Annotated in this window: 17 protein-coding genes; 11 read left to right on the top strand and 6 right to left on the bottom strand. The window is 71.5% G+C overall.

The genetic code is table 11. The features are described 5' to 3' along the window. Positions 1-171 precede the first annotated feature (171 nt). On the top strand, positions 172-960 hold the full coding sequence (locus tag ACFSKW_RS06135; protein WP_379570048.1) for an SDR family NAD(P)-dependent oxidoreductase: 789 nt from the start codon (positions 172-174) through the stop codon (positions 958-960). A gap of 273 nt (positions 961-1233) precedes the next feature. Next, positions 1234-1668, top strand: a complete 435-nt coding sequence (locus ACFSKW_RS06130) for a DUF488 domain-containing protein (protein ID WP_379570046.1) — start codon at positions 1234-1236, stop codon at positions 1666-1668. Here the strand turns inward: ACFSKW_RS06130 and ACFSKW_RS06125 are convergent. Further along, the gene (locus ACFSKW_RS06125) at positions 1665-2579 is read right to left on the bottom strand and encodes a hypothetical protein (protein WP_379570044.1); all 915 of its coding nucleotides are present in this window, start codon (positions 2577-2579) and stop codon (positions 1665-1667) included. The two genes, ACFSKW_RS06130 and ACFSKW_RS06125, sit on opposite strands and share 4 nt — an antisense overlap. 227 nt (positions 2580-2806) lie before the next feature. Between ACFSKW_RS06125 and ACFSKW_RS06120 the strand changes: the two genes are divergently transcribed. Genes ACFSKW_RS06120 through ACFSKW_RS06110 form a run of 3 tightly spaced genes read left to right on the top strand, consistent with a single transcriptional unit; the run spans position 2807 to position 6508 of the window. After that, a complete protein-coding gene (locus ACFSKW_RS06120) occupies positions 2807-3295 on the top strand; it encodes a (2Fe-2S)-binding protein (RefSeq protein ID WP_379570042.1) in 489 nt (162 codons plus the stop codon). Further along, positions 3282-4277 (top strand): FAD binding domain-containing protein, encoded by a 996-nt coding sequence (locus ACFSKW_RS06115; protein WP_379570040.1) that lies wholly within the window; start codon positions 3282-3284, stop codon positions 4275-4277. The genes ACFSKW_RS06120 and ACFSKW_RS06115 overlap by 14 nt, the downstream gene beginning before the upstream one ends. Continuing rightward, positions 4274-6508, top strand: coding sequence for a xanthine dehydrogenase family protein molybdopterin-binding subunit (locus ACFSKW_RS06110; protein ID WP_379570038.1), 2235 nt, complete (start codon positions 4274-4276; stop codon positions 6506-6508). The genes ACFSKW_RS06115 and ACFSKW_RS06110 overlap by 4 nt, the downstream gene beginning before the upstream one ends. 296 nt (positions 6509-6804) lie before the next feature. On the opposite strand, the gene ACFSKW_RS06105 is transcribed toward ACFSKW_RS06110, so the two are convergent. Together ACFSKW_RS06105 and ACFSKW_RS06100 are read right to left on the bottom strand one after the other, a co-directional pair. Then, positions 6805-7833 (bottom strand): hypothetical protein, encoded by a 1029-nt coding sequence (locus ACFSKW_RS06105; RefSeq protein ID WP_379570036.1) that lies wholly within the window; start codon positions 7831-7833, stop codon positions 6805-6807. A gap of 527 nt (positions 7834-8360) precedes the next feature. Then, positions 8361-9542: an esterase-like activity of phytase family protein gene (locus ACFSKW_RS06100; RefSeq protein WP_379570034.1), complete on the bottom strand. Its 1182-nt coding sequence runs from the start codon at positions 9540-9542 to the stop codon at positions 8361-8363. 88 nt (positions 9543-9630) lie between these two features. Here ACFSKW_RS06100 and sigJ point away from each other — a divergent pair, with 88 nt between their 5' ends. Next, positions 9631-10488 (top strand): RNA polymerase sigma factor SigJ, encoded by an 858-nt coding sequence (gene sigJ, locus ACFSKW_RS06095; protein ID WP_379570032.1) that lies wholly within the window; start codon positions 9631-9633, stop codon positions 10486-10488. Positions 10489-10538: 50 nt separating this feature from the next. Beyond that, positions 10539-11654, top strand: coding sequence for an NAD(P)/FAD-dependent oxidoreductase (locus ACFSKW_RS06090; RefSeq protein ID WP_379570030.1), 1116 nt, complete (start codon positions 10539-10541; stop codon positions 11652-11654). A 42-nt stretch (positions 11655-11696) separates the two neighbouring features. Here the strand turns inward: ACFSKW_RS06090 and ACFSKW_RS06085 are convergent, their stop codons facing one another. After that, complete coding sequence (locus ACFSKW_RS06085; RefSeq protein ID WP_379570028.1) at positions 11697-13094, bottom strand: GAF domain-containing protein; 1398 nt, start codon at positions 13092-13094, stop codon at positions 11697-11699. Positions 13095-13122: 28 nt separating this feature from the next. Between ACFSKW_RS06085 and ACFSKW_RS06080 the strand changes: the two genes are divergently transcribed. Both ACFSKW_RS06080 and ACFSKW_RS06075 read left to right on the top strand, forming a co-directional pair. After that, a complete protein-coding gene (locus ACFSKW_RS06080; protein WP_379570026.1) occupies positions 13123-14031 on the top strand; it encodes an alpha/beta fold hydrolase in 909 nt (302 codons plus the stop codon). An 81-nt stretch (positions 14032-14112) separates the two neighbouring features. Beyond that, positions 14113-14394: a hypothetical protein gene (locus ACFSKW_RS06075; RefSeq protein ID WP_379570024.1), complete on the top strand. Its 282-nt coding sequence runs from the start codon at positions 14113-14115 to the stop codon at positions 14392-14394. 688 nt (positions 14395-15082) lie between these two features. On the opposite strand, the gene ACFSKW_RS06070 is transcribed toward ACFSKW_RS06075, so the two are convergent. Beyond that, positions 15083-15631, bottom strand: coding sequence for a hypothetical protein (locus ACFSKW_RS06070; RefSeq protein ID WP_379570022.1), 549 nt, complete (start codon positions 15629-15631; stop codon positions 15083-15085). A 301-nt stretch (positions 15632-15932) separates the two neighbouring features. On the opposite strand from ACFSKW_RS06070, the gene ACFSKW_RS06065 reads away from it, so the two are divergent. Both ACFSKW_RS06065 and ACFSKW_RS06060 read left to right on the top strand, forming a co-directional pair. Next, positions 15933-20075: a cation-translocating P-type ATPase gene (locus ACFSKW_RS06065; RefSeq protein ID WP_379570021.1), complete on the top strand. Its 4143-nt coding sequence runs from the start codon at positions 15933-15935 to the stop codon at positions 20073-20075. Positions 20076-20176: 101 nt separating this feature from the next. Beyond that, positions 20177-20302, top strand: coding sequence for a hypothetical protein (locus tag ACFSKW_RS06060; RefSeq protein ID WP_379570019.1), 126 nt, complete (start codon positions 20177-20179; stop codon positions 20300-20302). A gap of 115 nt (positions 20303-20417) precedes the next feature. Here the strand turns inward: ACFSKW_RS06060 and ACFSKW_RS06055 are convergent, their stop codons facing one another. Beyond that, positions 20418-21851, bottom strand: a complete 1434-nt coding sequence (locus tag ACFSKW_RS06055) for a purine-cytosine permease family protein (RefSeq protein WP_379570017.1) — start codon at positions 21849-21851, stop codon at positions 20418-20420. Between the last annotated feature and the right edge of the window lie 24 nt (positions 21852-21875).

Raw genomic sequence — 21875 nt, 5'->3', positions numbered from 1 at the left:
GTGTGTGCCTACTGGTCGAGAGGGGCCCGGCCGGAGTCCTCGACGCTTGATTCGGGGCCGGGGGGCCGGCGGATGGCTGGATTTCCGAGAAGATTTCCGCGCGGATCCGGCCGGACCGCGTCCCGTTAGGATTCGGCAGGTGAAGGGCGACGTTCGGCCGAACGGGGCGCGGTGAGGGAACGACATGAGCGAGGCGGCGGCGTGGGCGAGGATCTGACCGGGCAGGTCGCGGTCGTCACCGGTGGCACCTCAGGGCTGGGTCACGCCATCGCGCGGGCCCTCAGCGAGGCCGGCGCGACCGTCACGGTCGTCGGCCGTTCAAAGGACACCAGCGAGGAGGCCGCCGCCCGGATCGCGACCGACACCGGCCGGCCGGCACTCGGGCTGGCCTGCGACGTCACCGACGAGCACGCCGTACGCCGGGTCGTGGACGAGGTCGCCACCCGGTTCGGACGCCTGGACATCCTGGTGACCAGCGCGGGCGTCCAGGCCAGGGGAGAGCTCGGCGACCTGGACGCGGCCACCCTCCGCCGCTGCCTGGAGGTCAACGTCGTCGGCACGTTCGTGGCCTGCCAGGCAGCCGTCCCGCACATGCGGGCCGGGGGATACGGCCGCATCGTCACACTGGCCAGCGCCCTCGGCCTGGTCGGCGCCGCCGGTAGGGCGGGCTACGCCGCCAGCAAGGGCGCGGTGGTCCAGCTCACCAGGAGCCTGGCGGTCGAACTGGCCGGCACCGGCATCTGCGTCAACGCCCTGGCCCCCGGGCCGTTCCGCACGCCCCTCAACGAGAACGTCGACGACGACCCGCAGGTGCGGAACTTCCTCGACCATCAGGTCCCGGCCGGCCGCTGGGCGGAGACGGGCGAGCTGACCGCGGCCGCGCTCCTGCTGGCCGGCCCCGCCGCCTCCTACATCACCGGCGCGATCCTCCCGGTCGACGGCGGCTGGACCGCCCACTGACGGCACGCCCCGCCGAAAGCCCGCACGGGCCCGGAGAACACACCGACCGGAAGGGGACGCCGGCCGGGAGGCCGCGCCGCCCGGGAGACCGCGCAGGGCGGAGACCGCGCAGGCCGGAGACCGCCTGCCGGGAGATCGCGCCGCCCGGAGACTGCGAGGATCAGGGATCCCGCGTTTGCCGACAGGCTGTCATGGAAGGGGCGCGTGCCACAGGAGCGCCCTGAAACAGGGCAAGGCCGTGTCGGCGACGCGCACGGCAGGTATCGTCACCCCGTGACCGCAGCTCAGAGCTCGCGCATCGTGGGGATCGGCTACGAGGGCAGGTCCCTCGACGAGGTCGTGGCGGATGCCCTGGCGTACGACCTGGTCGCGCTGGTCGACGTTCGCCTCAACCCGATCTCCCGCAAGCCGGGGCTCAGCAAGCGGCGCCTGGCCGCGGCCGTGGCCGAGCGCGGTATCGAGTACGTCCACCTGCCGAGGCTCGGCAACCCCAGGTGGAACCGGGCGGGGTTCGCGGGCTCGCCGGACGAGCTCGCCGTGGCGCGGGACAACTACCTGGCTCACGTCGCCACGCCCGAGGCCGAAGCGGCGGTGGAGGAGATCGCGGCGTGGGCTCGCAAGGGACCGGTCGCGGTGCTGTGCTTCGAGGCCGACGAGCGTCGCTGCCATCGCTCCGTCGTGCTGGACCTGGCCCGCCGGCTGTCCTAACGCGAGGGGTAGAACAGTCCGAGCACGCTGAACACGTGCTGTCGCTTGGCCTGGTTGCCCACATAGAAGACGGTGTCCTTGTCGTCGCCGCACATGCCGTCCAACCAGCGGCTGCGGAGTTCGGCTTTGGCGCTCGCGTCGTCCCAGCCGGAGAGCCTGCGCTGATGCGCGACGAACTCCCAGTCGATCAACCCCTGGCGGTGCCCCCTGCAGCGCCGTGAACCGCAGCGGTAGCGGTACCAGGCCTTGAAACGAGGGGCTTCGAGCGCGCGTCTGGACGTGTCGCCGAACAGCCCGAGCTGGGCGACGTAGTTCGTGATCTTCGCCTGCTCCTCAGGAGTCCATCCGGGGTGGGCGTCGATGGTGATGCCGTCGATCTCCCGCGGCCGTATCGCGGCGAGCGAGCGCGCGGGCGGATGGTCGCGGACCGCGTCGAGCAGATCGCACATCGAATCGCCGACGTGCTCGTCGATCCATGCGGCGCGTTGCCGCCAGCTCTTGAGGCGGCCCACGGTGCGGATCGTCGTCAGCACCGGCCGCCAGCTCTCGCACCGGGGATCGTTGCGCGCCGGTCGGGCGTCGAATTCGATGACGTCGTACTTCCTGAACGCGTTGGGGTCGTCGAGCGCCCGGACGTTGACGGGGTACAGGCGGAGCCATCCGGCGGCTTGTAAGTCGGTACGGATCCCGGCCACGCATACCGTCTCGCCGTGGGTGTGGGAGGGATTCGGCGCCGCTTTGACCAGGATCAACGCCTTGAGCCGGTGGAGATGATCCCCCATGGGCTTAGTGACGGCGGCGCTCGGCTCCGGACCGAAGAGCGATTGCTGCACGCCCACTGTGGCTCCCCATGTCTCCGTGAAAAGCGCACGCACCCTTTCACCTATAGCCGGGAACAAGGCGTAGATCATCTAGCCGTGAAGTGACGTGCCGGTGGGCCGTGCCGCGCGACGCGCGGTCCTGCGGGCGCGTTCGAGGACGCCTTCAGCCGGGCCCGAACCCGGGGTCACGGCCCCCGGATTCGGCCGCACGGGGCGGGCGACATATCCGGTAATGGGTGCTTTTGGGACTTCTGTCCTTGAGTCTACCGACGGTTGGGAACCTCCCCTGTGGTGTACCGCGAGGAGGGAGTCCCATCATGCCCAGCGCCGACCGAGGTCCGAACGCCGTCCACGTGAAGCTGTCGATCAACGGTGTGACCCGTTCGCTGGAGATCGAGCCCAGGGTGAGCCTGCTCGACGCCCTGCGCGAACGCCTGGACATGACGGGCACCAAGAAGGGCTGCAACCAGGGCGCCTGCGGAGCGTGCACCGTACACGTGGACGGGCGGCGGGTGGTGTCGTGCCTGACCCTCGCCATCGCCTGTGAGGGCCGCGAGGTGACGACGATCGAAGGGCTCGCGAACGGCCGGCTGCACCCCGTCCAGGCCGCGTTCGTGAAGAACGACGCGTTCCAGTGCGGCTACTGCACGCCGGGTCAGATCATGTCGGCCGTCGCGCTCCTCGAGGAAGGGCACGCGGGTGACGACGCCGAGATCGGCGAGTGGATGAGCGGCAACCTGTGCCGGTGCGCCGCCTATCCCAACATCCGGCAGGCGATCAGGGAGGTGCGGGATGCGACCGTTTAGCTACGCGCGGGTCGCCGACGTGGCCGACGCGATCACCGCCGTCGCCGGGGATCAGACCAGCGCCTTCCTGGCCGGCGGCACGACCAAGATCGACATGCTGCGCATCGGCACCGAATGGTCGCAGCGGCTGGTGGACATCAACGATCTGCCGCTCACCCTGATCGAGGACCTCCCGGACGGCGGGCTGCGCATCGGCGCGCTGGCCAGGATGAGCGACGTGGCCATGGCTCCGGCGGTCATCGGCCGGTACGCGATGATCTCCAGGGCGCTGCTGCTCGGCGCCTCGGCCCAGCTCCGCAACATGGCGACCATGGGCGGCAACCTCATGCAGCGGGTGCGCTGCGGCTACTTCCGCGACGCGCACTCGCCCTGCGACAAGCGCGAGCCCGGCAGCGGCTGCGCCGCGATCCCCGGCGTCAACAGGGGCCACGCCGTCCTCGGCACCAGCGAGCACTGCATCGCCACCCATCCCTCCGATGTCGCCGTGGCGCTGGTCGCGCTCGACGCGGTCGTGCGCGTGGAGGGGCCGGGCGGTACGCGGGAGATCCCGATCGACGACTTCTTCCTCCTTCCCGGCGAGACGCCGCACCTGGAACACCCGCTGGAGCACGGTGAGCTGATCACCGCGATCGACGTGCCCGCCGTACCCATCGCACGGCGCTCGACCTACCTCAAGGTCCGTGACAGGGAGTCGTACGAGTTCGCGCTGACGTCGGCGGCCGCGGCGATGCGAGTCGAGGACGGCACCGTGGCGGAGGTACGGCTGGCGCTGGGCGGCGTGGCGACCAAGCCATGGCGGGCCAGGGAGGCGGAGCGGCTGCTGACCGGCGCGCGTGCGGACGGCGACGCCTTCGTACGGGCCGCCCGCGCGGAGATGTCGGCGGCGGTTCCCCGTTCGATGAACGCCTTCAAGATCGAGCTGGCCCAGCGGACCATGGTCAGGGCGCTGGAGACGGCGATGACACTGGGAGAGGAACGATGACCGCCATCGGAGAGCCGGTCGAGCGGATCGACGGGCGCCAGAAGGTCACGGGCGCCGCGCGCTACTCGGCGGAGATCGCGCTGCCCGGGCTCGTCCACGCGGTGCTGATCGGCGCGCGGGTGCCGAGCGGCCGGATCACGGCCATCGACACCGGCGAGGCCGAGCGGGCCGACGGAGTCCTGGCGATCGTGACCCATCACAACCTCGGCCCGATCGCCGACCGGCAGCCTCCGCTGATGCCCTCTCTGGCGGGTACGGCGGCCCCGGGGCAGAGCTTCTTCCCGATGCGCGACGACGTCGTCCACTACGCGGGCCAGCACATCGCCATCGTGATCGCCGACACGCTCGAACGCGCCGAGCAGGCGGCCCGTCTCGTGCGCGTCACCTACGAGGAGACACCGGCGATCACGACGGTCGAGCAGGGCCGAGGCTGGATGTACGAGGCGGACCGGATCTTCGCCGGCATGGTCCCGGGACGGGTCACCAGGGGGGACGTCGACGCGGGGCTGAGCGGTGCGGACGTCCGCGTGACGGTGACCTTCCACTGCGCCGCCAACCATCACAACCCGATCGAGACCTCGGCGACGACCGCGATGTGGGACGGCGACCTGCTCACCCTCTGGGACGCCACCCAGGGCCCGAACGCCACGCAGCTCACGGTCGCCGCCCAGCTCGGCGTGCCGGTGTCGCAGGTCAGGGTCATCTCCACCTTCGTGGGCGGCAGCTTCGGCGCCAAGGCCATGATCTGGGACCATCCGGCGCTGGCCGCGCTGGCGGCCAGGCACGTCGGCCGGCCGGTACGGCTCGCGCTCACCCGCGAGCAGATGTTCGACTCGGTGGGCCATCGAGAGGAGCAGGAGCAGTACCTGGTCCTCGGCGCGCGCGCCGACGGGCGCCTGACCGCCATCCGCCACCACAAGCTCTCGCCGACCTCGGTGTTCGACGACTGGGCCGGCACCGCGCTCGGTTGTTCGGCCTCGCTCTACGCGTGCCCGAACTACGAGAGCGTCTACCGCCTGATCAAGGCCAACACCATCACGCCGTCGTTCATCCGCGGTCCCGGCGAGTCCGAGGGGATGGTCGTGCTCGAGACCACGATGGACGAGCTGGCCTACGAGCTGGGCATGGACCCGCTCGAGCTGCGGCTGGTCAACCACGCCGACGTCGATCCGGAAAGCGGCAGGCCGTGGTCCAGCAAGGGGCTGAAGGAGTGCTACGCGCGCGGCGCCGAGTTGTTCGGCTGGGAGCGGCGAGATCCGCGTCCGCGCTCGCACAGGGAGGGCGACCTGCTCATCGGCATGGGCATGGCCACCGCGTGCTACCCGGTCGCTCCCGTGTTCACCCCGCAGCGGGCCCGCGCCCGGCTCTACGCCGACGGCCGTGCGGTCATCCAGGCCTCCTTCGCCGAGTTCGGCACGGGGGTGACGACGGCGGTGGCCCAGGTGGCGGCCGACGGGCTGGGCATCGGGATCGACGCGGTACGCATGGAGCACGGCGATACTGCCCTGCCCAACACCGTCGCTGCGGTCGGCTCGGCCGGCACCGGCGTGATCAGCTCGGGCGTCCACGCGGCCGCCGTCGCCCTTCGCGGTGAGCTCGTCCGGACGGCGATCGCCGACGTCAAGTCACCGCTGTACGGCGCCGCCCCCGACGACGTGGTCGTCAAGGACGGCTGCATGATGGTGCGCAACCATGCCGACCGCGGCGAGACCTACACCGACCTCATGCGGCGCAACCACCTGAGCGACGTCGAGGTCGTCGGCTCCTATGACCCGCCGCCGCCGAGCGACCAGTACGCCAGCATGACCTTCGGCGCCCAGTTCGCCGAGGTGGCGGTGGACGCCGACCTCGGCCTCGTGCGGGTGCGCAGGATGACCGGCGTCTTCGCTCCCGGGCGGGTGCTCAACCGGCGGGCCGCGCACAGCCAGCTCATGGGCGGCATGCTCTGGGGCCTGAGCCACGCCCTGCTGGAGGCCACGCACATGGACCCCGTCCAGGGGCGCTGGGCCAACGCCAGCCTCGGCGACTACCTGGTGCCGGTGAACGCCGACGCGCCCGACGTGCAGGTCGAGACGATCGAGGTGCGGGACAGCGTGGTCAACCCGATGGGCGTCAAGGGTGTGGGAGAGATCGGCATGGTGGGGTCGGGCGCCGCCGTCGCGAACGCGATCTTCCACGCCACCGGTCGCCGCCTGCACAAGATCCCGATCACGATCGAGGACCTGCTCTGACGCGGGGCCGCGTGGGCGGCTCCGGCACGGCCGAAGGGGCCGGGCGGACACGGGTGTCCGCTCAGCCCCCAGGGGTTCATCGCGACGTCCCGCTGGGCGGCGGCCGGTTCACGCGACGGCCGCCGCCCTGCCGGTGCTCTGAGAGCCTCGGCTGCGGGATTGAACATCAAGGGCAAGGTGGGCGCCGACCCGAAGCATCAGCTCCCACAGCCGCACAGCGGGCGGCTACCTTGTCCTCTGCTTCGAAGTCCTTCGCTTCGAAGTCCTTTGCGCTTCGAAGTCCTGTGCGCTTCGAATCAGACCCTGGCCGCGTCGCTGCCGAGCGCCAGCTCGATCTTCCGCTTGAGCTCGATCTCGAGCTGGTTGCGCAGCTCCTGCTCCAGCCTGTTCTTGATCTCGGCCTCGAACCGCTGCCTGGCGTCGGCGTCGGCGTCGGCCTCCGCCTTGTTGCGCGCGTCCGCGTCGGCGTCGGCGTCCGCCCTGTTCAGTGCGGCGGCGTCGGCGTCGGCGCGCTGCTTGGCCTCGGCCTCGGCACGCTGGCGGGCGTCGGCGTCGGCGTCCGCCCTGTTCAGCGCGGCGGCGTCAGCGTCGGCGCGCTGCTTGGCCTCGGCCTCGGCACGCTGGCGGGCGTCGGCGTCGGCCTCCGCCTTGTTACGGGCCTCGGCCTCGGCACGCTGGCGGGCGTCGGCGTCGGCGTCGGCCCTGTTGCGGGCGTCGGCGTCGGCGCGCTGCTTGGCCTCGGCCTCGGCACGCTGGCGGGCCTCGGCCTCGGCCTCGGCCTCCGCCCTGTTGCGGGCGTCGGCGTCGGCACGCTGCCTGGCCTCGGCCTCGGCACGCTGACGGGCCTCGGCGTCGGCGTCGGCGTCGGCCTCCGCCCTGTTCCTGGCGTCGGCGTCGGCGCGCTGGCGGGCGTCGGCGTCGGCGTCGGCCCTGTTGCGGGCGTCGGCGTCGGCGCGCTGCTTGGCCTCGGCCTCGGCGCGCTGCTTGGCGACGGCGTCCGCGAGGCTGTCGGCGTCGGACGAGCTGTTCAGGTGGAAGTTGACGTTCTGGTGCAGGTTCTGCGACTGGCTCTGCATCTGCCGCTGCAACTGCTTCTGGAACTGACGCTGCCTCTGGAACTGCTTGTGGAACTGGGCGATCAGGCGCCTGCCCCACCTGCCACCGCCGCATCCGCCGTGCCCGCATCCGCCCCAACTGACCATGGCGGTGTCGGCGGTGCTGGCGCTGGCTGCGGTGGCGACCGTCGCGGCCTCAAGGCCAACAGCGCCTGCGCTGAGAACGCAGCAGACAGCGGCCGCGGTGACGGCACCCTTGAGCTTGTTCATTGCGTGATTCCCCCTGAAAAGACTTGTGTGCACCAGCCTGGCAATATGCCAAATCGCTGGAAAATGCCCCATGTAACCCTGAAGGATTATCTTGCGCGCAACGTAGATATCCCGCCGATCAGCAGGTAAACGGACATTACCCGCTTCTTTGTGCAACCAGCTTCTCGCTTGACTAAGCCGGATTTCCGGCGCCTTCCCCCGAGGCGGGACGCTGCGGCGCTCACCGCAGGCCCCTTCGGGCGTGCCGGGACTTCAAGCGCCCGCTCTCGGGCGCGGGAGGCCCATGAGAAGTGCTTAGCCAGCTCTTTTCCGGTTCCTCCTCGCGGACTTGAAGGACGGGACTGCATGGGGAGAGAGGGGGGCATCACACAAAAGGGACAATTACTCATTTTAGTAATAGTCCCCCGAGTGGCTATTCCGAATGGGGTGAAGGGGTTATTTATCGCACTGTTTGGGGCGGAAACCGAAATGTCGACGCGCGGGCGGGCGCGTCGACATTCCGGGTCACGAGGCGGGTGCGCGGGTCGCTAGCGGTAGACCCTCGGGTCGGCGTGCAGGGGGCGCGTCAGGCGGATGGTGATGAACTCGTTGTCGTCCGGGCTGCCCGCCGTGCGGCCGGAGGAGAAGGGGAAGTTGTTGTCGTTGAGGACGCCGAGCGTCCGGTCGTCGAGGATGATCACGTCCTCGATCGTCTGGAACGGGAACCTGAACGTCCCCTCGGGGGACGCCAGGTCGAGCAGGTCGGCGACCAGCGTCTTGTCGAGCGCGCCGTCGCGGTCCCTGTCCCGCGTGTCGGCCAGGTAGACGCGCTTGACCTTGGCGGCGTCGCCCTGCAGGTTGTCCCGCTCGATGATCAGGAACCGGTGCGCGTCGACCGCGATCGCGTCGCCGATGGCGTGGGAGGGGTCGTCGAGGCGGTAGGTCCACCGGCGGTCGGTGTAGGTACGCCTGCGCAGGTCGAACTCGTACATGCGCAGCGTGCCGTCCGGATCGCCGGTGACGGTGCCCTCCAGGAGGGGGTAGACGCGGCGGCCGTCCACGGACCTGGCCATACCCTCGAAGCCCTTGCTGCTGCGCAGGTTGGGCTGGGCGCCGCCGAGGTCCGGGTTCTCGGGCGCCTTCACGCCCGGCAACTGGATCGGGGCGTCGATGAGCTCGCCCCGCCTGTCGACGTGCAGCAGGAACGGGCCGAACTCGTCGCCGATCCAGTAGGTGCCGTCCAGGGAGCGCACGATCGACTCGACGTCGAAGTCGGCGCCGGTGAGCGTGCGGTCAGGCCTGGTGAGCGGGAACGGCACGAGGCCACGCGGGTCGGACAGGTTGAAGCCGCCGAGCACGCTCACGGTCCTGGACCGGAAGTCCGGCCTGATCCTGTGCACACGCAGCAGGAAGTCGGCGCTGTTGGCCTTGGCGCCGAAACCGTTGTCCGACAGCACGTCGTAGCTGCCGTCACCGTGGCGGGCGATGCCGCTGAAACCCTGCACGGGCTGCCCGGGGAAGGGCGGAGTCAAGCCGTTGATCGGGGCCGTGCCCAGCTGCGCGCCCGACACCTCGCTGCCGGGGACGAAGGTCCGCGCGGGCAGCGACGCGAACGCGGTCAGTGTCGCCCTGCCGTACTCCGGACGCCTGGGCTCGGCGCCGGCGGTCGCGGGCGCGGCGGCCCCGAGGGCAAGCGCGCCGGCGCACATCATCATCGCGATACGTCTCATGGCGGGCACCTTAGGGATGTCACATGACCAGGTTCCGAACGGCGGGCGACATCCTGCCGCCGACGGCCGCCTCGTTAGGATCTGGCCCGTGACCAGTCACGTCCTCCAGTCCGAGTGGGAGAGGCTGCGGCCCGCGGTGTTCGGCGTGGCCTACCGCCTGCTGGGCAGCGTCGCCGACGCCGAGGACGTGGCACAGGACGTGTGGCTGAAGGCCTCGGCCGCCGACCTGTCGGACGTGGCCGACCTGCGGGCCTGGCTGGTGACGGTGGCCGCCCGCACGAGCTACAACGTGCTCAACTCGGCGCGGGTGCGGCGGGAGGACTACGTCGGGCCGTGGTTGCCCGAGCCGCTGCTCACCGGCCCCGACGCGGCGCAACCGGTGCTGGTGGACGAGTCGATCAGCGTGGCGATGCTGCTCGTCATGGAGGAGCTGACCCCGCCGGAACGGGTCGCGTTCGTCCTGCACGACGTGTTCTCCTTCCCCTTCGACGGGATCGCCGAGGTCCTGGGCAACACGCCTGTCGCCAGCCGCAAGCTGGCCTCCCGAGCCAGGGCGCGGATCGCCAAGGTGAAGGAGCTGCCGAAAGCCTCCCGTTCGGAGGTCGGGCGGGTGCTCGACGCCTTCAAGGCCGCCGCCCAGGCCGGTGACATGGGCGCGCTGATCGCGCTGCTGCATCCCGACGCCGTCTACGTGGCCGACGGTGGCGGCAGGGTCTCGGCGGCGCGCGTGCTCGTGCGCGGGGCCGAGCGCGTCGCGCTGCTGACGCTCGCCGTCACCCGCAGGGCCGGGCCCGACGTCATGCGGGTCATCGAGGTGAACGGCGAGCCCGCGCTGGCCACCTACAGGGAAGGCACGCTGCTGTGGGTGGACACGGTCGAACTCGCGGGGGGCCGCGTCACCGCACTCCGACGCGTCGCGAATCCCGAGAAGCTCGGTCACATCTGAGAGGGCTGTCTTGACTCCCTGGTGGATGCACACCAGAGAGGAAGAACGAGATGAGCCACATCGTGATCGTGGGTGGCGGGTTCGCCGGCGTGTGGAGCGCGGCCGGTGCCGCACGGGCGCGCGGCGAGGAGGCGACGCGCATCACGCTCGTCGCACCCAACGAGCACCTGGTGCTGAGGCCGCGCCTGTACGAAGCCGACCCCGAACAGGCCAAGGTGGAGCTCGGCCGGATCCTCGGTCCCATCGGCGTGACCCACCTGCGGGCCACGGTGACGGCCGTCGACACCGCCGCCCGCACGGTGACCGCCGGCGGCGAGGTGATCGGCTACGACCGGCTCGTGCTGGCCACGGGCAGCCGGCTCGTCAGGCCCGACCTGCCGGGCGCCGAGCACCTCTTCGACGTGGACACCCTCGAAGGGGCACGCAGGCTCGCCGCGCACCTGCGCGGCAGGGAGGGCTTCACCGCCGTCGTGGTCGGCGCGGGGTTCGCGGGGCTCGAGGTGGCCACGGAGCTGGCGAGCAGGGGCAGGGTCGTGCTGGTGGAGCGGGCCGAGGTGGTGGGACCCGACCTCGGACCCGGCCCCCGTCCCGACATCGAGGCCGCGCTGGACGAGCTCGGCGTCGAACGGCGGCTCGGCGCCACGGTCACCGAGGTGGGACAGAAGCACGCGCGGCTCTCCACCGGAGAGCTGATCGAGACCGACACCGTCATCTGGACGGCGGGCATCAGGGCCAGCGAGCTGACCACCCAGGTGCCCGCCGCCCGCGACGAGCTCGGCAGGCTCGAGGTCGACAGGTTCCTGCGGGTCGACGGCGCGGTGTTCGCCGCGGGCGACACCGCGGCCGCCCGCTACGACGCCGACCACTACGTGATGCAGAGCTGCCAGCACGCCGTGCCGCTCGGGATGGTCGCCGGTTACAACGCCTCCGCCGAACTGCTGGGCCTGCCGATGAGAGAGTTCGTCGCGGGGCCGTACGTCACCTGCCTCGACCTCGGCGCGGCCGGTGCGCTCTTCGCCAGGGGCTGGGACCGCGCGGTCGTGGCCTCCGGCGCCAAGGGCAAGGAGATCAAGCAGTGGATCATGCGGCTCATCCACCCGCCCGTCGACGACGCCGCCGCCATCATGGGGGCCGCGGACCACTACACCTTCGACCTGCCCTTCTGAAACCGGAATCGCGGGCTGCGGACGGTACCGGAACAAAGGCCACTACATGGGAGATATGGCCGTTCGTTCCAGTGCCTGCCGTACCGGCAGGTCGTCACGCCCGTGCGCGGTGGTGATCCATCGCGTCATGGCGTCGGCGTCGCCGTGGGACAGCACCTTGCCGCGCAACCGCTGATGCAGCCTGTCGCGCAGTGCCTCCACACCCTCCGCGCGTGAGGACGGCAGCAGCGGGCCCCGGTAGCGGTCGAGCAGCTCGCCGACTCCCTCGGTGGCCAGGGCGTCGTCCAGAGAGAGGAAGTCGGCCACCGTCTGGCCGAGCAGCCGGTACGGATCCGAGCCCAGGCGGTAGCCGAGGACGCGGCGCAGCCGGGTCATCTCCGCGCGAACGGTGACCGTCTTGCCGCCCTGCCCGTATGTCTGGCGGGCGAGTGCGTCGGCGGTCAGTCCCGCCGGATGGGCCGCCAGCAGGACGACGATCTCGCTGTGCCGGGCGCTGAGCTCGTGGGCCGCGCCGTCCAGGCGGATCCAGGCCCGGTCACGGCCGAGGGCGTGCAGCAGCAGGGCCTCGCCGGTGCTGTCGACGCCGTCGGTGCAGTGCACCGCGAAGGGGCCGGAGGCCGACAGCCGTTCGAACACCACGCGCCGGCCGTCGGGAAGCGTCGCGGGACCCTCGCGTGGCGGCCACGGCCAGCGCTGCGGGAGCCAGCCGCCCGGTGAGGAGTGCAGCACGCGGCCGTCGGCTCCCACGAGAGCGCTGTGAATCCCCTTGTGGCGCATCACGTGTTCGAGATAGCGCATGCGCAGCCGCTCGTCCTGCTGCCTGGTCTGCTCGCCCAGGTGCGCCTCGGCCAGCCGCGCGGCCGCGGCGACCAGGGACAGCGACAGGGAGTTCGCGGCACGCGTCGGGCAGGTCACGTCGATCGCGCCGAGCAGCTCGCCGGTGACGGGGTTCCTGATGGGCGCGGCCGAACAGGTGAAGTCCACGGCGACCGACAGGAAGTGCTCGGGTCCGCGCACGCGGAACGGCCGGCCGAGCGCGAGCGCCGTCCCCACCCCGCTGGTACCCGCCTTGCCCTCGCTCCACAGCGCGCCCGGCACCAGGTGCACGCCCTCGGCCACGCTGCGCGCGGACCGGTCGCCCATCACCCAGAGCAGGTGCCCCGCCGAGTCGCTGGCGAAGATCAGATGACCGGGCTGCGTCGCGGCGTCGCGCAGCGTGCCGAGCAGCGTGGGCCAGACGGAGGCCATCGGGTGCTCGCGTTGCAACCCGCGCACCCTGTCCGCCGCCAGCTCGATGGGCGGAAGCGACCGGTCGGGATGGACTCCCTGGAGGCGGGCACGGTCCCACGACGCACGTACCTCGGGGCGTACCTGCGCAGGTCGTTGCCCGCTCAGCGCGCTCTCGCGAGCACGGGCCAGGCGCCGCGTCGAGTCGTCCATGATCTCCTGCCGAGAAAGCTAGTACCGCATGCAACCCCTATGCAACGCGGCCGCAGCTCTTGGGCGGCCATGGCGCATAGCGGATAGTCGTTACGGCCCGGACATTTCCACTTTAGGGAGAGGCAAGATGTCATACCTGGAGTTGCCAGATGGTGTGCCGCTTTACTACGAAGACCACGGTTCCGGGCCTGCGGTGCTGCTCATCCATGGGTGGACGATGAACAGCACGTTCTGGGCGCAGAACGTGGACGCGCTCAGCGAGTCCAATCGGGTCATCACTGTAGACCTGCGCGGGCATGGTTTGTCCGGGAAAACGGATGATGGTCACACTTTGTCGCAATATGCTCGCGACGTTCGCAGCCTGCTGCAGCATCTGCGGCTGAACGACGTGTGCCTGGTGGGTTGGTCGATGGGCACCGCCGTCATCTTGTCCTACGTCCAGCAGTTCGGCTGCGACCTGCTGCGGTCGGCGGCCTTCGTCGACCAGTCGCCGAGGTTCCTCGACGGCGAGGGCTGGGACTTCCCGCTGCTCGGCGGCTACTCCACGACGGACCTCGCGGTCTTCGCCCAGGGCGTCCGCCATGCCAGGCCGAGTGTGATCAAGCCGTTCATCGCCGCGTGCTTCGCGGAGACGCCGCCGGACGAGGTGATCGACGCGGTCTACGCCGAGACCACCCAGACGGCCACGTCGGCGGCTCTGTCGATCTGGTACGACATGGCCTACGCCGACCTGCGCCCCGTCCTGCCGGCCGTCACGGTGCCGACCCTCCTGATGTACGGCGCGCGCAGCCGGATCTTCCCTGGCGACCTCGACGAGTGGCTGGCCGCCCAGCTTCCGAACGCCCAGGTAGCCAGGTTCGACAACAGCGGCCACGCCCCGTTCAGCGAGGAGCCCAAAGCGTTCAACGACACCCTGGGCGCATTCCTGCGCTCCTGACGCATGGCCATGGATCGGACTCACAGGGGGAGTGGACGTGTCTCGACTGACTCGCGGGTGGCGAGGGCGAAGGAGTGGCCGGTGACCCGGATAGCGCCCGCAGGCGCCGTCGACCTGGTGCGGCTCGGCCAGGAGCACCAGCTCGTCCGGCTGCGCGACCAGCTCGTCCTGCTCGGCGTCAACGCCGAGCTGCGGGACAACAACACCGCCCTCATGGTGCACCGGCCCGCCCCCGGCCTGCCCGTGTGGGTCTTCGTCGGGTACGGCGGGACCAGCTTCTCCTGGCAGAACGCCAACAAGCGGCATTCTGTGGACGATCCACGGGGAGCGGCCGCCGTGCTGGCGGAGTACGTCGCCCGCTAGACGCGACCCGCCGGTCCTGCCCCCACCCGGGCGGCACCCACCCGGGCGGCACCCACCCGGGCGGCACCCGCTCGGGCGTGTCCCCACTCGGGCCTGCCCCTGCTCGGGCGGGGCCCGCTCGGACGTGTACCCGCTCGACGTGCCCCGCCGGGCGTGACCTGCCGGATACGACCCTGTCGGGCATGACGGCGTGACGGCCATCCCGCGCTCCTCCGGGCGCGGCGATGGCCGTCGGCGTACATGGACGCTCGGGCTCGCCACAACCGGGCTGACAAATTCGGAAGAGGTACTACAAACCGGATATCTGATCATAAAACTGGGCACGGAATCCTTGTTCGCAACACGCGGCCTCGCGAAGGATGGGGAGACGAGGGCCGCCCCGGTGCTCGCGGTGCGCTGGTCGCGCCGGAGCGCGCCAGGGGCGTCCGGCGTCCTCCAGTGGGGGAGGAACCATGGCCGTTGCCCAGTCTCGGGCGCGCTCGTCCAAGGAGCTGACGCTCGATCTGCCGCTGCTCAGCATCCAGGTCCGTCCTCCCGAGCTGCGGATGCCGCGATTGTCGATGCCGCACGTCGAGATGCCGCACGTGCAGTTGCCGCATGTGGAGCTGCCGCGCATGTCCCGGCAGGAGATCGGTCATGCCGTGGACGTCGCGCGGACGTTCCTCCCGCCACCTGAGCGCATCGCCTACTACGGCGCGCTCGGTGTGCTCGCGGCGGTGGGCGTGCTCGAATGGCCGGTGGCCGCCGCCATCGGCGTCGGGTCGATGATCGCGCAGCGCGGGCGGGAGGAGGAGGGCGGGGCGTCGGCCCGCAGGGCGCGGGGGTCGACGGCCGCCGGCGACGGAAACCGTACCGCGACCGCCTCCACCGCGGCGCCGCGGAGGGCCACCGCGTCGAGGACCACCACGTCGAGAAGCGCCGCGTCGCGCGGCACCGGGTCGAGAAGCACGGCGTCCCGGAGTACGGGGTCGAGAAGCACGGCTTCGAGGAGCACGGCTTCGAGGAGCGCCACGTCAGACAGCACCGCGTCCGGGAGCACGGCTTCGAGGAGCACCGCCTCACGAAGCACGGCGTCGAGGAGCAGGAGAGGCGCCGGCGCCTCGGAGAGCGACGCCGGGACCAAGACCACCACCTCGGGGAGCACCGCCGGGCCGAAGCGCGCCACCACCTCGGCCGCCGCGTCGAAGAGAGCCACCTCGGCCACCGCCACCTCGAAGCGAACCACCTCCCAGCGCAAGCCCGCCTCCTCCACCACGTCACGAGCATCCCGGACGGGGACCTCGGGGCGCGCGCGGTCGGGCGGGTGAGATCCGGTTTGCCACGTGCGCTGAGCAGCCCGCGTGCCTGCGCGGTTCCGCCGAGGGGGCGACATGTGGTCGTTCCCCGCTGACACGATCCTGGCCATGCTCCCCGAACCCGTGCGGAGCATGCTCCCCCGCCCGCGCCGGATACAGAGATGCGCCGGTGGAGTCCGCATCGAATTAAGGCGTGTCGGCGGCCCTGGCACGGAGGCGGCGGCGCGCGCCCTCGAGGACCGGTTGCGCTCGGCCGGTGTCGACCGCGCCGAGGTGAACGGCGCGCTCGGCTGCGTGTTCGTGGGCTGCGACCCGTCCACGGCCGACCTGGACAAGCTCGTGGCCATCGTCGACGAGCTCGACGTCGGCGACGGTCGCAGGGGGGAAACGCCGGCGCTCGACGGCGTCGAGCAGCAGGCCCGCGCCGCGGTGAGCCTCGGCCTGCACCTCGTCGGCACCGGGCTCGCCCTGGCCGGGCAGGTCGCCCGCCTGCCGAAGCTGCCGCCGGCCGTGCCCGCCGTCCTGGCGCTCGGCGAGCACGCGCCGCGGGTCCGGCGGGAGCTGGAGCGGTACATGGGCAGGCCCGCCGCCGAGGCGCTGGTGGCGTCGACGCGCATCGTGTCCCAGACGCTGTCGATGCGGCCCCTGTCGATGCTCATCGACTCCGTCGCAGCCGCAGGCCGCTACATCGACTCGTGCGCGGGGCGCCGAGCGTGGGAGCTGCGCGAGGAGGAGTTCGCCGAGGCCGACGGGGCCTACCGCCACACCGGCGTGGCGGAGCGGCCCCGCCCTGTTCCGCTGCCGCACGGACCTGTCGAGCGGTACGCCAACGCCGCGAGCGCCGCCGCGTTGACCGCGCAGGGCGTCACGACCCTGGTGAGCCGCGATCACGAGCGCGGGCTCTCCGTGCTCATCACGGGGATCCCGAAGGCCGCGCACGTCGGCAGGGACGCCTTCAGCAGCGCCCTCGTGCGCGCCCTCGCCGATCGCGGCGGGATGGTGCTCCGCCGCGACGCGCTGCGGTGCCTGGACCGCGTCGACACGGTCCTCCTCGACGCCGCCGCGCTCACCACAGGCGCGTGGACGATCGACGACGTGGTCCCGATCGACGCGGACGAGGACCTGGACGAGCTGCACACGCGGCTCTACACGCTGCTCGACCTCACCGATCCCGCGGCCGTGCGCGAGCGGGGCGGGTGGGCGGCAGGGCCGTACTCGGCGGCGCGCGAACCCTCGCACGTGCGCGCGTGGCGCAGGCAGGGGATACGGCCGGTCAGCGTCTCACGGCAGGGGACCCCGATCGCTCTGGTCGGGCTGGCGCCCGAGCTCCACCCGCTGGCCGAGGCCGTGGTCGCCGCCGCGAAGGGCGCGGGCAGCGTGTCCCTGGCCGGCGGGGAGCCGGGCCTCGGGCGGCGGCTCGGCGTGGACCAGCTCGTCGACGGCGGCTCCAGGCTGGTCGCCTCGGTACGGGCGCTGCAGGTCGAAGGCCATGTGGTGGCCGTGGTGTCCCGTACGTCGAGGCGGGGCCTGCGCCAGGCCGACCTGGGCATCGGCGTGCTCAGGGAGGCGCGGCGCGTGCCGTGGGACGCCGACGCGATCAGCGATCTCGACGGGGTCCACCTGTTGCTGCGCTCCGTGCCGTACGCGAAGAGCGCGAGCAGGCGCGGCATCCGGGTGGCCACCGCGGCAGGCGTCATCGGCGCGGGTCTGGCCGTGCTCGCTCCGGCCCGGACGGCGGTCGCCCGGGCGCACCTGCTTCGCGACTGCGCCCTGGTGGCGGCCCTGGTCGCGGGCGAGTGGGTCGGGCGCGACGTCAGGCGGACGGCGGCGCCGGTGCACGCCGACCGTACGCCGTGGCACGCGATGGCGGTCCCCGACGTCCTCACCCTGCTGCGCACGTCGCCGCGCGGGCTGAGCGAGAAGGAGAGCGCGCGCCGCAGGACGAAGAGGTCGCGGACTGAGTCCGCCGGGCCCACGTCCCTGGTCATGGCGTCCGTCGAGGAGCTCGCCAACCCGCTGACGCCGGTTCTGGCCGCGGGCGCGGGAATGTCGGCCGCGGTGGGCTCGGTCCTGGACGCCGTGCTGATCAGCGGCGTGATGGTGGTCGACGCGGTCATCGGCGGGGCGCAGCGGCGCGGTGCCGACAGGGAGCTGCGCCGCCTCACCGAGATCACCGCCGTGAGCGTACGGCTGTGCAGGCCCGGCGGCGGCGTCTCAGGCGTGGCCGAGGACCTGGTGAAGGGGGACGTGATCGAGCTGCGCGCGGGCGACGCCGTTCCTGCGGACGGCCGGCTCATCCAGGCGGCCGGGCTCGAGATCGACGAGTCCACCCTGACCGGCGAGTCGCAGCTGGTGGCCAAGACCGCGACTCCCACCGCGGCGGCCGCCATCGCCGATCGCCGGTCGATGGTGTACGAGGGCACCACCGTCGCGGCCGGCCACGGCCTCGCCGTGGTCGTGGCGACGGGGGAGGAGACCGAGGCGGGCAGGACCGCAAGGCTCGCCACCGACGGGCCGCTGGTGAGCGGCGTGGAGCTACGGCTGCGCAGGCTGAGCCGCAGGATCCTGCCCGCCGCGGTCGGGTCGGGCATCGTCCTGATGGCGGCCGGCCTGCTGCGCGGCTCGCCATTGTCCGAGGCTCTCGCCCCTGCGGTGAGCCTGGCCGTCGCCGCCGTTCCCGAGGGGCTCCCCTTCATCGCCACCGTGGCCGAACTCGCCTCGAGCAAGCGGCTGTCCAAGCGCAACACGCTGGTCCGCAACCCGTCGACGATCGAGGCGCTGGGCCGGGTCGACGTGCTCTGCTTCGACAAGACGGGGACCCTGACCGAGGGCCGTATCAGCCTGCGCCAGGTCTCGGACGGAAGCAGCACCCGGCCGCTCGAGACGTTGACGCCGGAGCTGAAGGGGATCGTCGGCGCCGCGCTCAGGGCGGGGCCCCGCTTCGAGGGCGGGCGCGCCATCCCGCATCCCACGGACCGCGCCGTCGTCGAGGGTGCGGCCAGGCTGCACGTCGCGCCGAAGGACGGGCTGCGGGAGTGGCACCGGGTGGACGAGTTGCCGTTCGAACCCGCGCGCGGCTATCACGCGGTGCTCGGTCTGTCCGAGTCGGGCCATCTGCTGAGCGTCAAGGGGGCCCCCGAGGTCGTGCTCGACCGATGCGCGCAGCTGATGCGCGGTGGCAGGCAGGTTCCGATGGGCGCCAAGGCCAGGCGCGAGCTGGAGAAGAAGGTGGACAGGCTCGCGTTGCAGGGGTTCCGCGTGCTCGCCGTCGCCGAGCGCGGGGCGTCCAGCCGCGCCGATCTCGACGAGTCCCGTATCGAGCGCCTGTGCTTCCTGGGGTTCCTCTGCCTGGCCGATCCCGTACGGCCGACGGCGAAGCGGAGTGTGGACGGGCTCATGCGAGCCGGCGTGCAGGTCATCATGATCACGGGTGACCATCCGAGCACGGCCGAGGCCATCGCCGCCGAGATCCACGTCCTGAACGGTCAGCGGGTGATGACGGGACCCGAGCTCGACCGGCTGGACGACGACGCCCTGACCTCGGTGCTGCCCGAGGTGGCCGTGTTCGCGCGGACCACGCCGGAGCACAAGGCCCGCATCATCTCCAGCCTGCGGCGCGCGGGCAAGGTGGTGGCCGTGACAGGAGACGGCGCCAACGACGTCCCCGCGATCAGGCTCGCGGACGTCGGTGTCGCGCTGGGGCCGCGTGCCGCGCCCGCCGCGAGGGCGGCCGCCGACATCGTCGTGATCGACGACCGTATCGAGACGATCATCGACGCGATCTCCGAGGGCAGGGCGATGTGGGGCTCGGTCCGCGACGCGCTCGGCATCCTGCTCGGCGGGAACGTCGGGGAGATCGCCTTCACGCTGGGCTCGAGCCTGCTGTCCAGGCGAAGCGCGCTGAACGCCCGCCAGCTGCTCCTGGTCAACCTGCTCACCGACATGCTGCCCGCCATGGCGGTGGCCGTTCGCCCGCCGGGCGCCGCGAGCCCGGAGAAGCTGCTCGCCGAGGGGCCTGAGGCCTCGCTCGGCACCGCTCTGACACGGGACATCTACGTGCGGGCGGTCACCACCGCCGCGGCGGCGACCGCGGCGTGGCTGGTCGGCAGGATGACCGGCACGCGGGGCCGGGCGTCCACCGTCGGGCTCGTCGGGCTGGTGGCGGCTCAGCTGCTGCAGACGCTGGCGGTGGGGGGCCGGGATCGGGCGGTGTTCCTCGCGTCGCTGTCGTCGCTGGCGGCCCTCATCGTGATCGTCTCCGTTCCTGGTCTCAGCCAGGTGTTCGGCTGCCGCCCGATCGGCCCGTTCGGCTGGACCATCGGGCTCGGCTGCGCCGTCGCGGCCGCGCTGGCGGCGGCGCTGATGGAGCGGACGAGCGCCGAGTAGACATCGACGGTTCACCATACGGCCACCCCAATTGTGGCCTTACAGCAACATTTGTGGTGAATTATCTTGCTAACACTAGATTTCATCATGTGAGGTAGTCGGTGTCTGAATTTCTGGCCTCTGTGCTCGCGAAGGCGGCCATGATGCTCCTGGAAGCGCTGATCATGCGCATCGTCCAGGCCCTCGTCACGTCCCTCGTCGGCCGCGCCGCCTTCCGCCCGGCCTGATCCCCGCCACGCCGGCGGGGCCGGAGATCCCGTATGGTCGCGGGCGCGCCCGCGCTCTGCGAGCCGACGCTCCACCTGCGCTCGGCCCCGCGAACGGTCGCGCGAGGCCGAGCACTCAGACGTTCGCCGAGCGTGCCGCCTCCCGCGGGACGGCGACCCGGCTCCGGACGAGCAGGTAGTAGAGCCCGCCCGCCACCAGGCTGCCCGACAGCCACGAGAAGTCGGTGTCGTTCAGTGCCCGCGCGATGGGCCCCTGCGTGAGAGGCACCATGCCGAACTGCCAGCTCCACGCGGCCACGAGCCCCGCGGCCAGGCTCGCCAGCGCCCTCCAGTTGACCGGCCCGTACGGCGAGGCGTCATCGGTGTACAGCGAGCCCACGTCGACGCGGCCTCGCCGCAGGACGAAGTAGTCGACCAGGACGATGCTCGCCCACGGGCTGATCCACACCAGGATGGAGACCATCCAGTGATCGAAGGCCCTGGCGAAGTCGTCGGCCTGCACGAAGACCACCAGCACGACCGAGGCCACGGCTCCGGCGATCAGGGTCAGCTTCCAGCGGGCGATCCTGATCCCGACCGACAGCGCGGCGAGGGAGCAGGAGTACAGGTTCAGGATGTTGGTGGCCACGGGGCCGTGCATGACCAGCAGGAGCACCGGCACGGCCAGCGCGCCGAAGGTGTTCGTCACCAGGCTCGACGGGTCGCTGCCGCCGCTTCCGCTGCTCAGGTACGCGCCGAGGGCGGCGAGCCACACGGTGGGCAGGTACATGCCGAGCGCCGTCGACCAGAACACCGACGCGCCCGACGCGCTGGGACGGATGAAGCGGCTGTAGTCCGCGGAGTACGGCAGCCAGCTGATGCCCCAGCCGATGCCGATCGCCGTCAGCAGCTGGGTGACCGCGGTGAGCTTGGAGCCCGGCGCGGTGGCGGTGGAGGCCGTCCACTGCGGGTCGACCTGAACCGCGGCCAGGACCGTCATGACGCCCATGATCAGCACGGTGATCGGCACGGTGTACTTCTCGAAGGTGCGGATCGCGTAGAAGCCGTAGAGCGCCAGGCCGAGCTGCACGACCATGATGACGGCGGCGACCAGGTACTTCAGGCCCAGCCCTCCTTCCACGCCCATGCGGGCGAGGATCGCCAGCACCAGATCGAGGACGACCCACGTGTTGACCCCGACCCAGCCCATGGTCAGCAGTCCCTGGACGAGGCCGGGCACGATCGCGCCCCTGCGGCCGAAGGCGGCGCGGCCGATCACCATCTGGTTGACGGCCGTGCGGTGCCCCATCAGGTTGAACAGCCCGAACACCGCGCAGCCGACCAGGTTGCCGATCGCGATGACGGCGATGGTCTCGATGAGGCTGAGGCCCAGTGTCACGCCCAGGGAGCCGAGGACCCAGTTGATCGGGGCGATGTTCGCGCCGGTCCAGATCCAGAACTGCTGCCAGGGGGTGGAGTCGCGCGCGGGGGCGGGAATGGGCTCGACGCCGTGGGCGTCGAAGCGCACTCCCTCGCTCTCGGCGGCTGGGACGGCTGTACTCGATCGCATGATGTCCTCCTTGGTGACATTCCC

Origin of the sequence: Nonomuraea mangrovi, assembly GCF_042681425.1 — a bacterium.
In the GTDB taxonomy this organism is placed as follows: Bacteria; Actinomycetota; Actinomycetes; order Streptosporangiales; family Streptosporangiaceae; genus Nonomuraea; species Nonomuraea mangrovi.
The sequence above is the reverse complement of the archived record's forward strand: the minus strand, read 5'-3'. Positions and strand labels throughout refer to the sequence as shown.

Coding starts and splice junctions, on each gene's coding strand:
- ACFSKW_RS06125 (WP_379570044.1), bottom strand. CDS start 2,579: ATGATCTACGCCTTGTTCCCGGCTATAGGTGAAAGGGTGCGTGCGCTT.
- ACFSKW_RS06080 (WP_379570026.1), top strand. CDS start 13,123: ATGCAACCCCTATGCAACGCGGCCGCAGCTCTTGGGCGGCCATGGCGC.
- ACFSKW_RS06090 (WP_379570030.1), top strand. CDS start 10,539: ATGAGCCACATCGTGATCGTGGGTGGCGGGTTCGCCGGCGTGTGGAGC.
- ACFSKW_RS06100 (WP_379570034.1), bottom strand. CDS start 9,542: ATGAGACGTATCGCGATGATGATGTGCGCCGGCGCGCTTGCCCTCGGG.
- ACFSKW_RS06055 (WP_379570017.1), bottom strand. CDS start 21,851: ATGCGATCGAGTACAGCCGTCCCAGCCGCCGAGAGCGAGGGAGTGCGC.
- ACFSKW_RS06110 (WP_379570038.1), top strand. CDS start 4,274: ATGACCGCCATCGGAGAGCCGGTCGAGCGGATCGACGGGCGCCAGAAG.
- ACFSKW_RS06105 (WP_379570036.1), bottom strand. CDS start 7,833: ATGAACAAGCTCAAGGGTGCCGTCACCGCGGCCGCTGTCTGCTGCGTT.
- ACFSKW_RS06085 (WP_379570028.1), bottom strand. CDS start 13,094: ATGGACGACTCGACGCGGCGCCTGGCCCGTGCTCGCGAGAGCGCGCTG.
- ACFSKW_RS06115 (WP_379570040.1), top strand. CDS start 3,282: ATGCGACCGTTTAGCTACGCGCGGGTCGCCGACGTGGCCGACGCGATC.
- ACFSKW_RS06120 (WP_379570042.1), top strand. CDS start 2,807: ATGCCCAGCGCCGACCGAGGTCCGAACGCCGTCCACGTGAAGCTGTCG.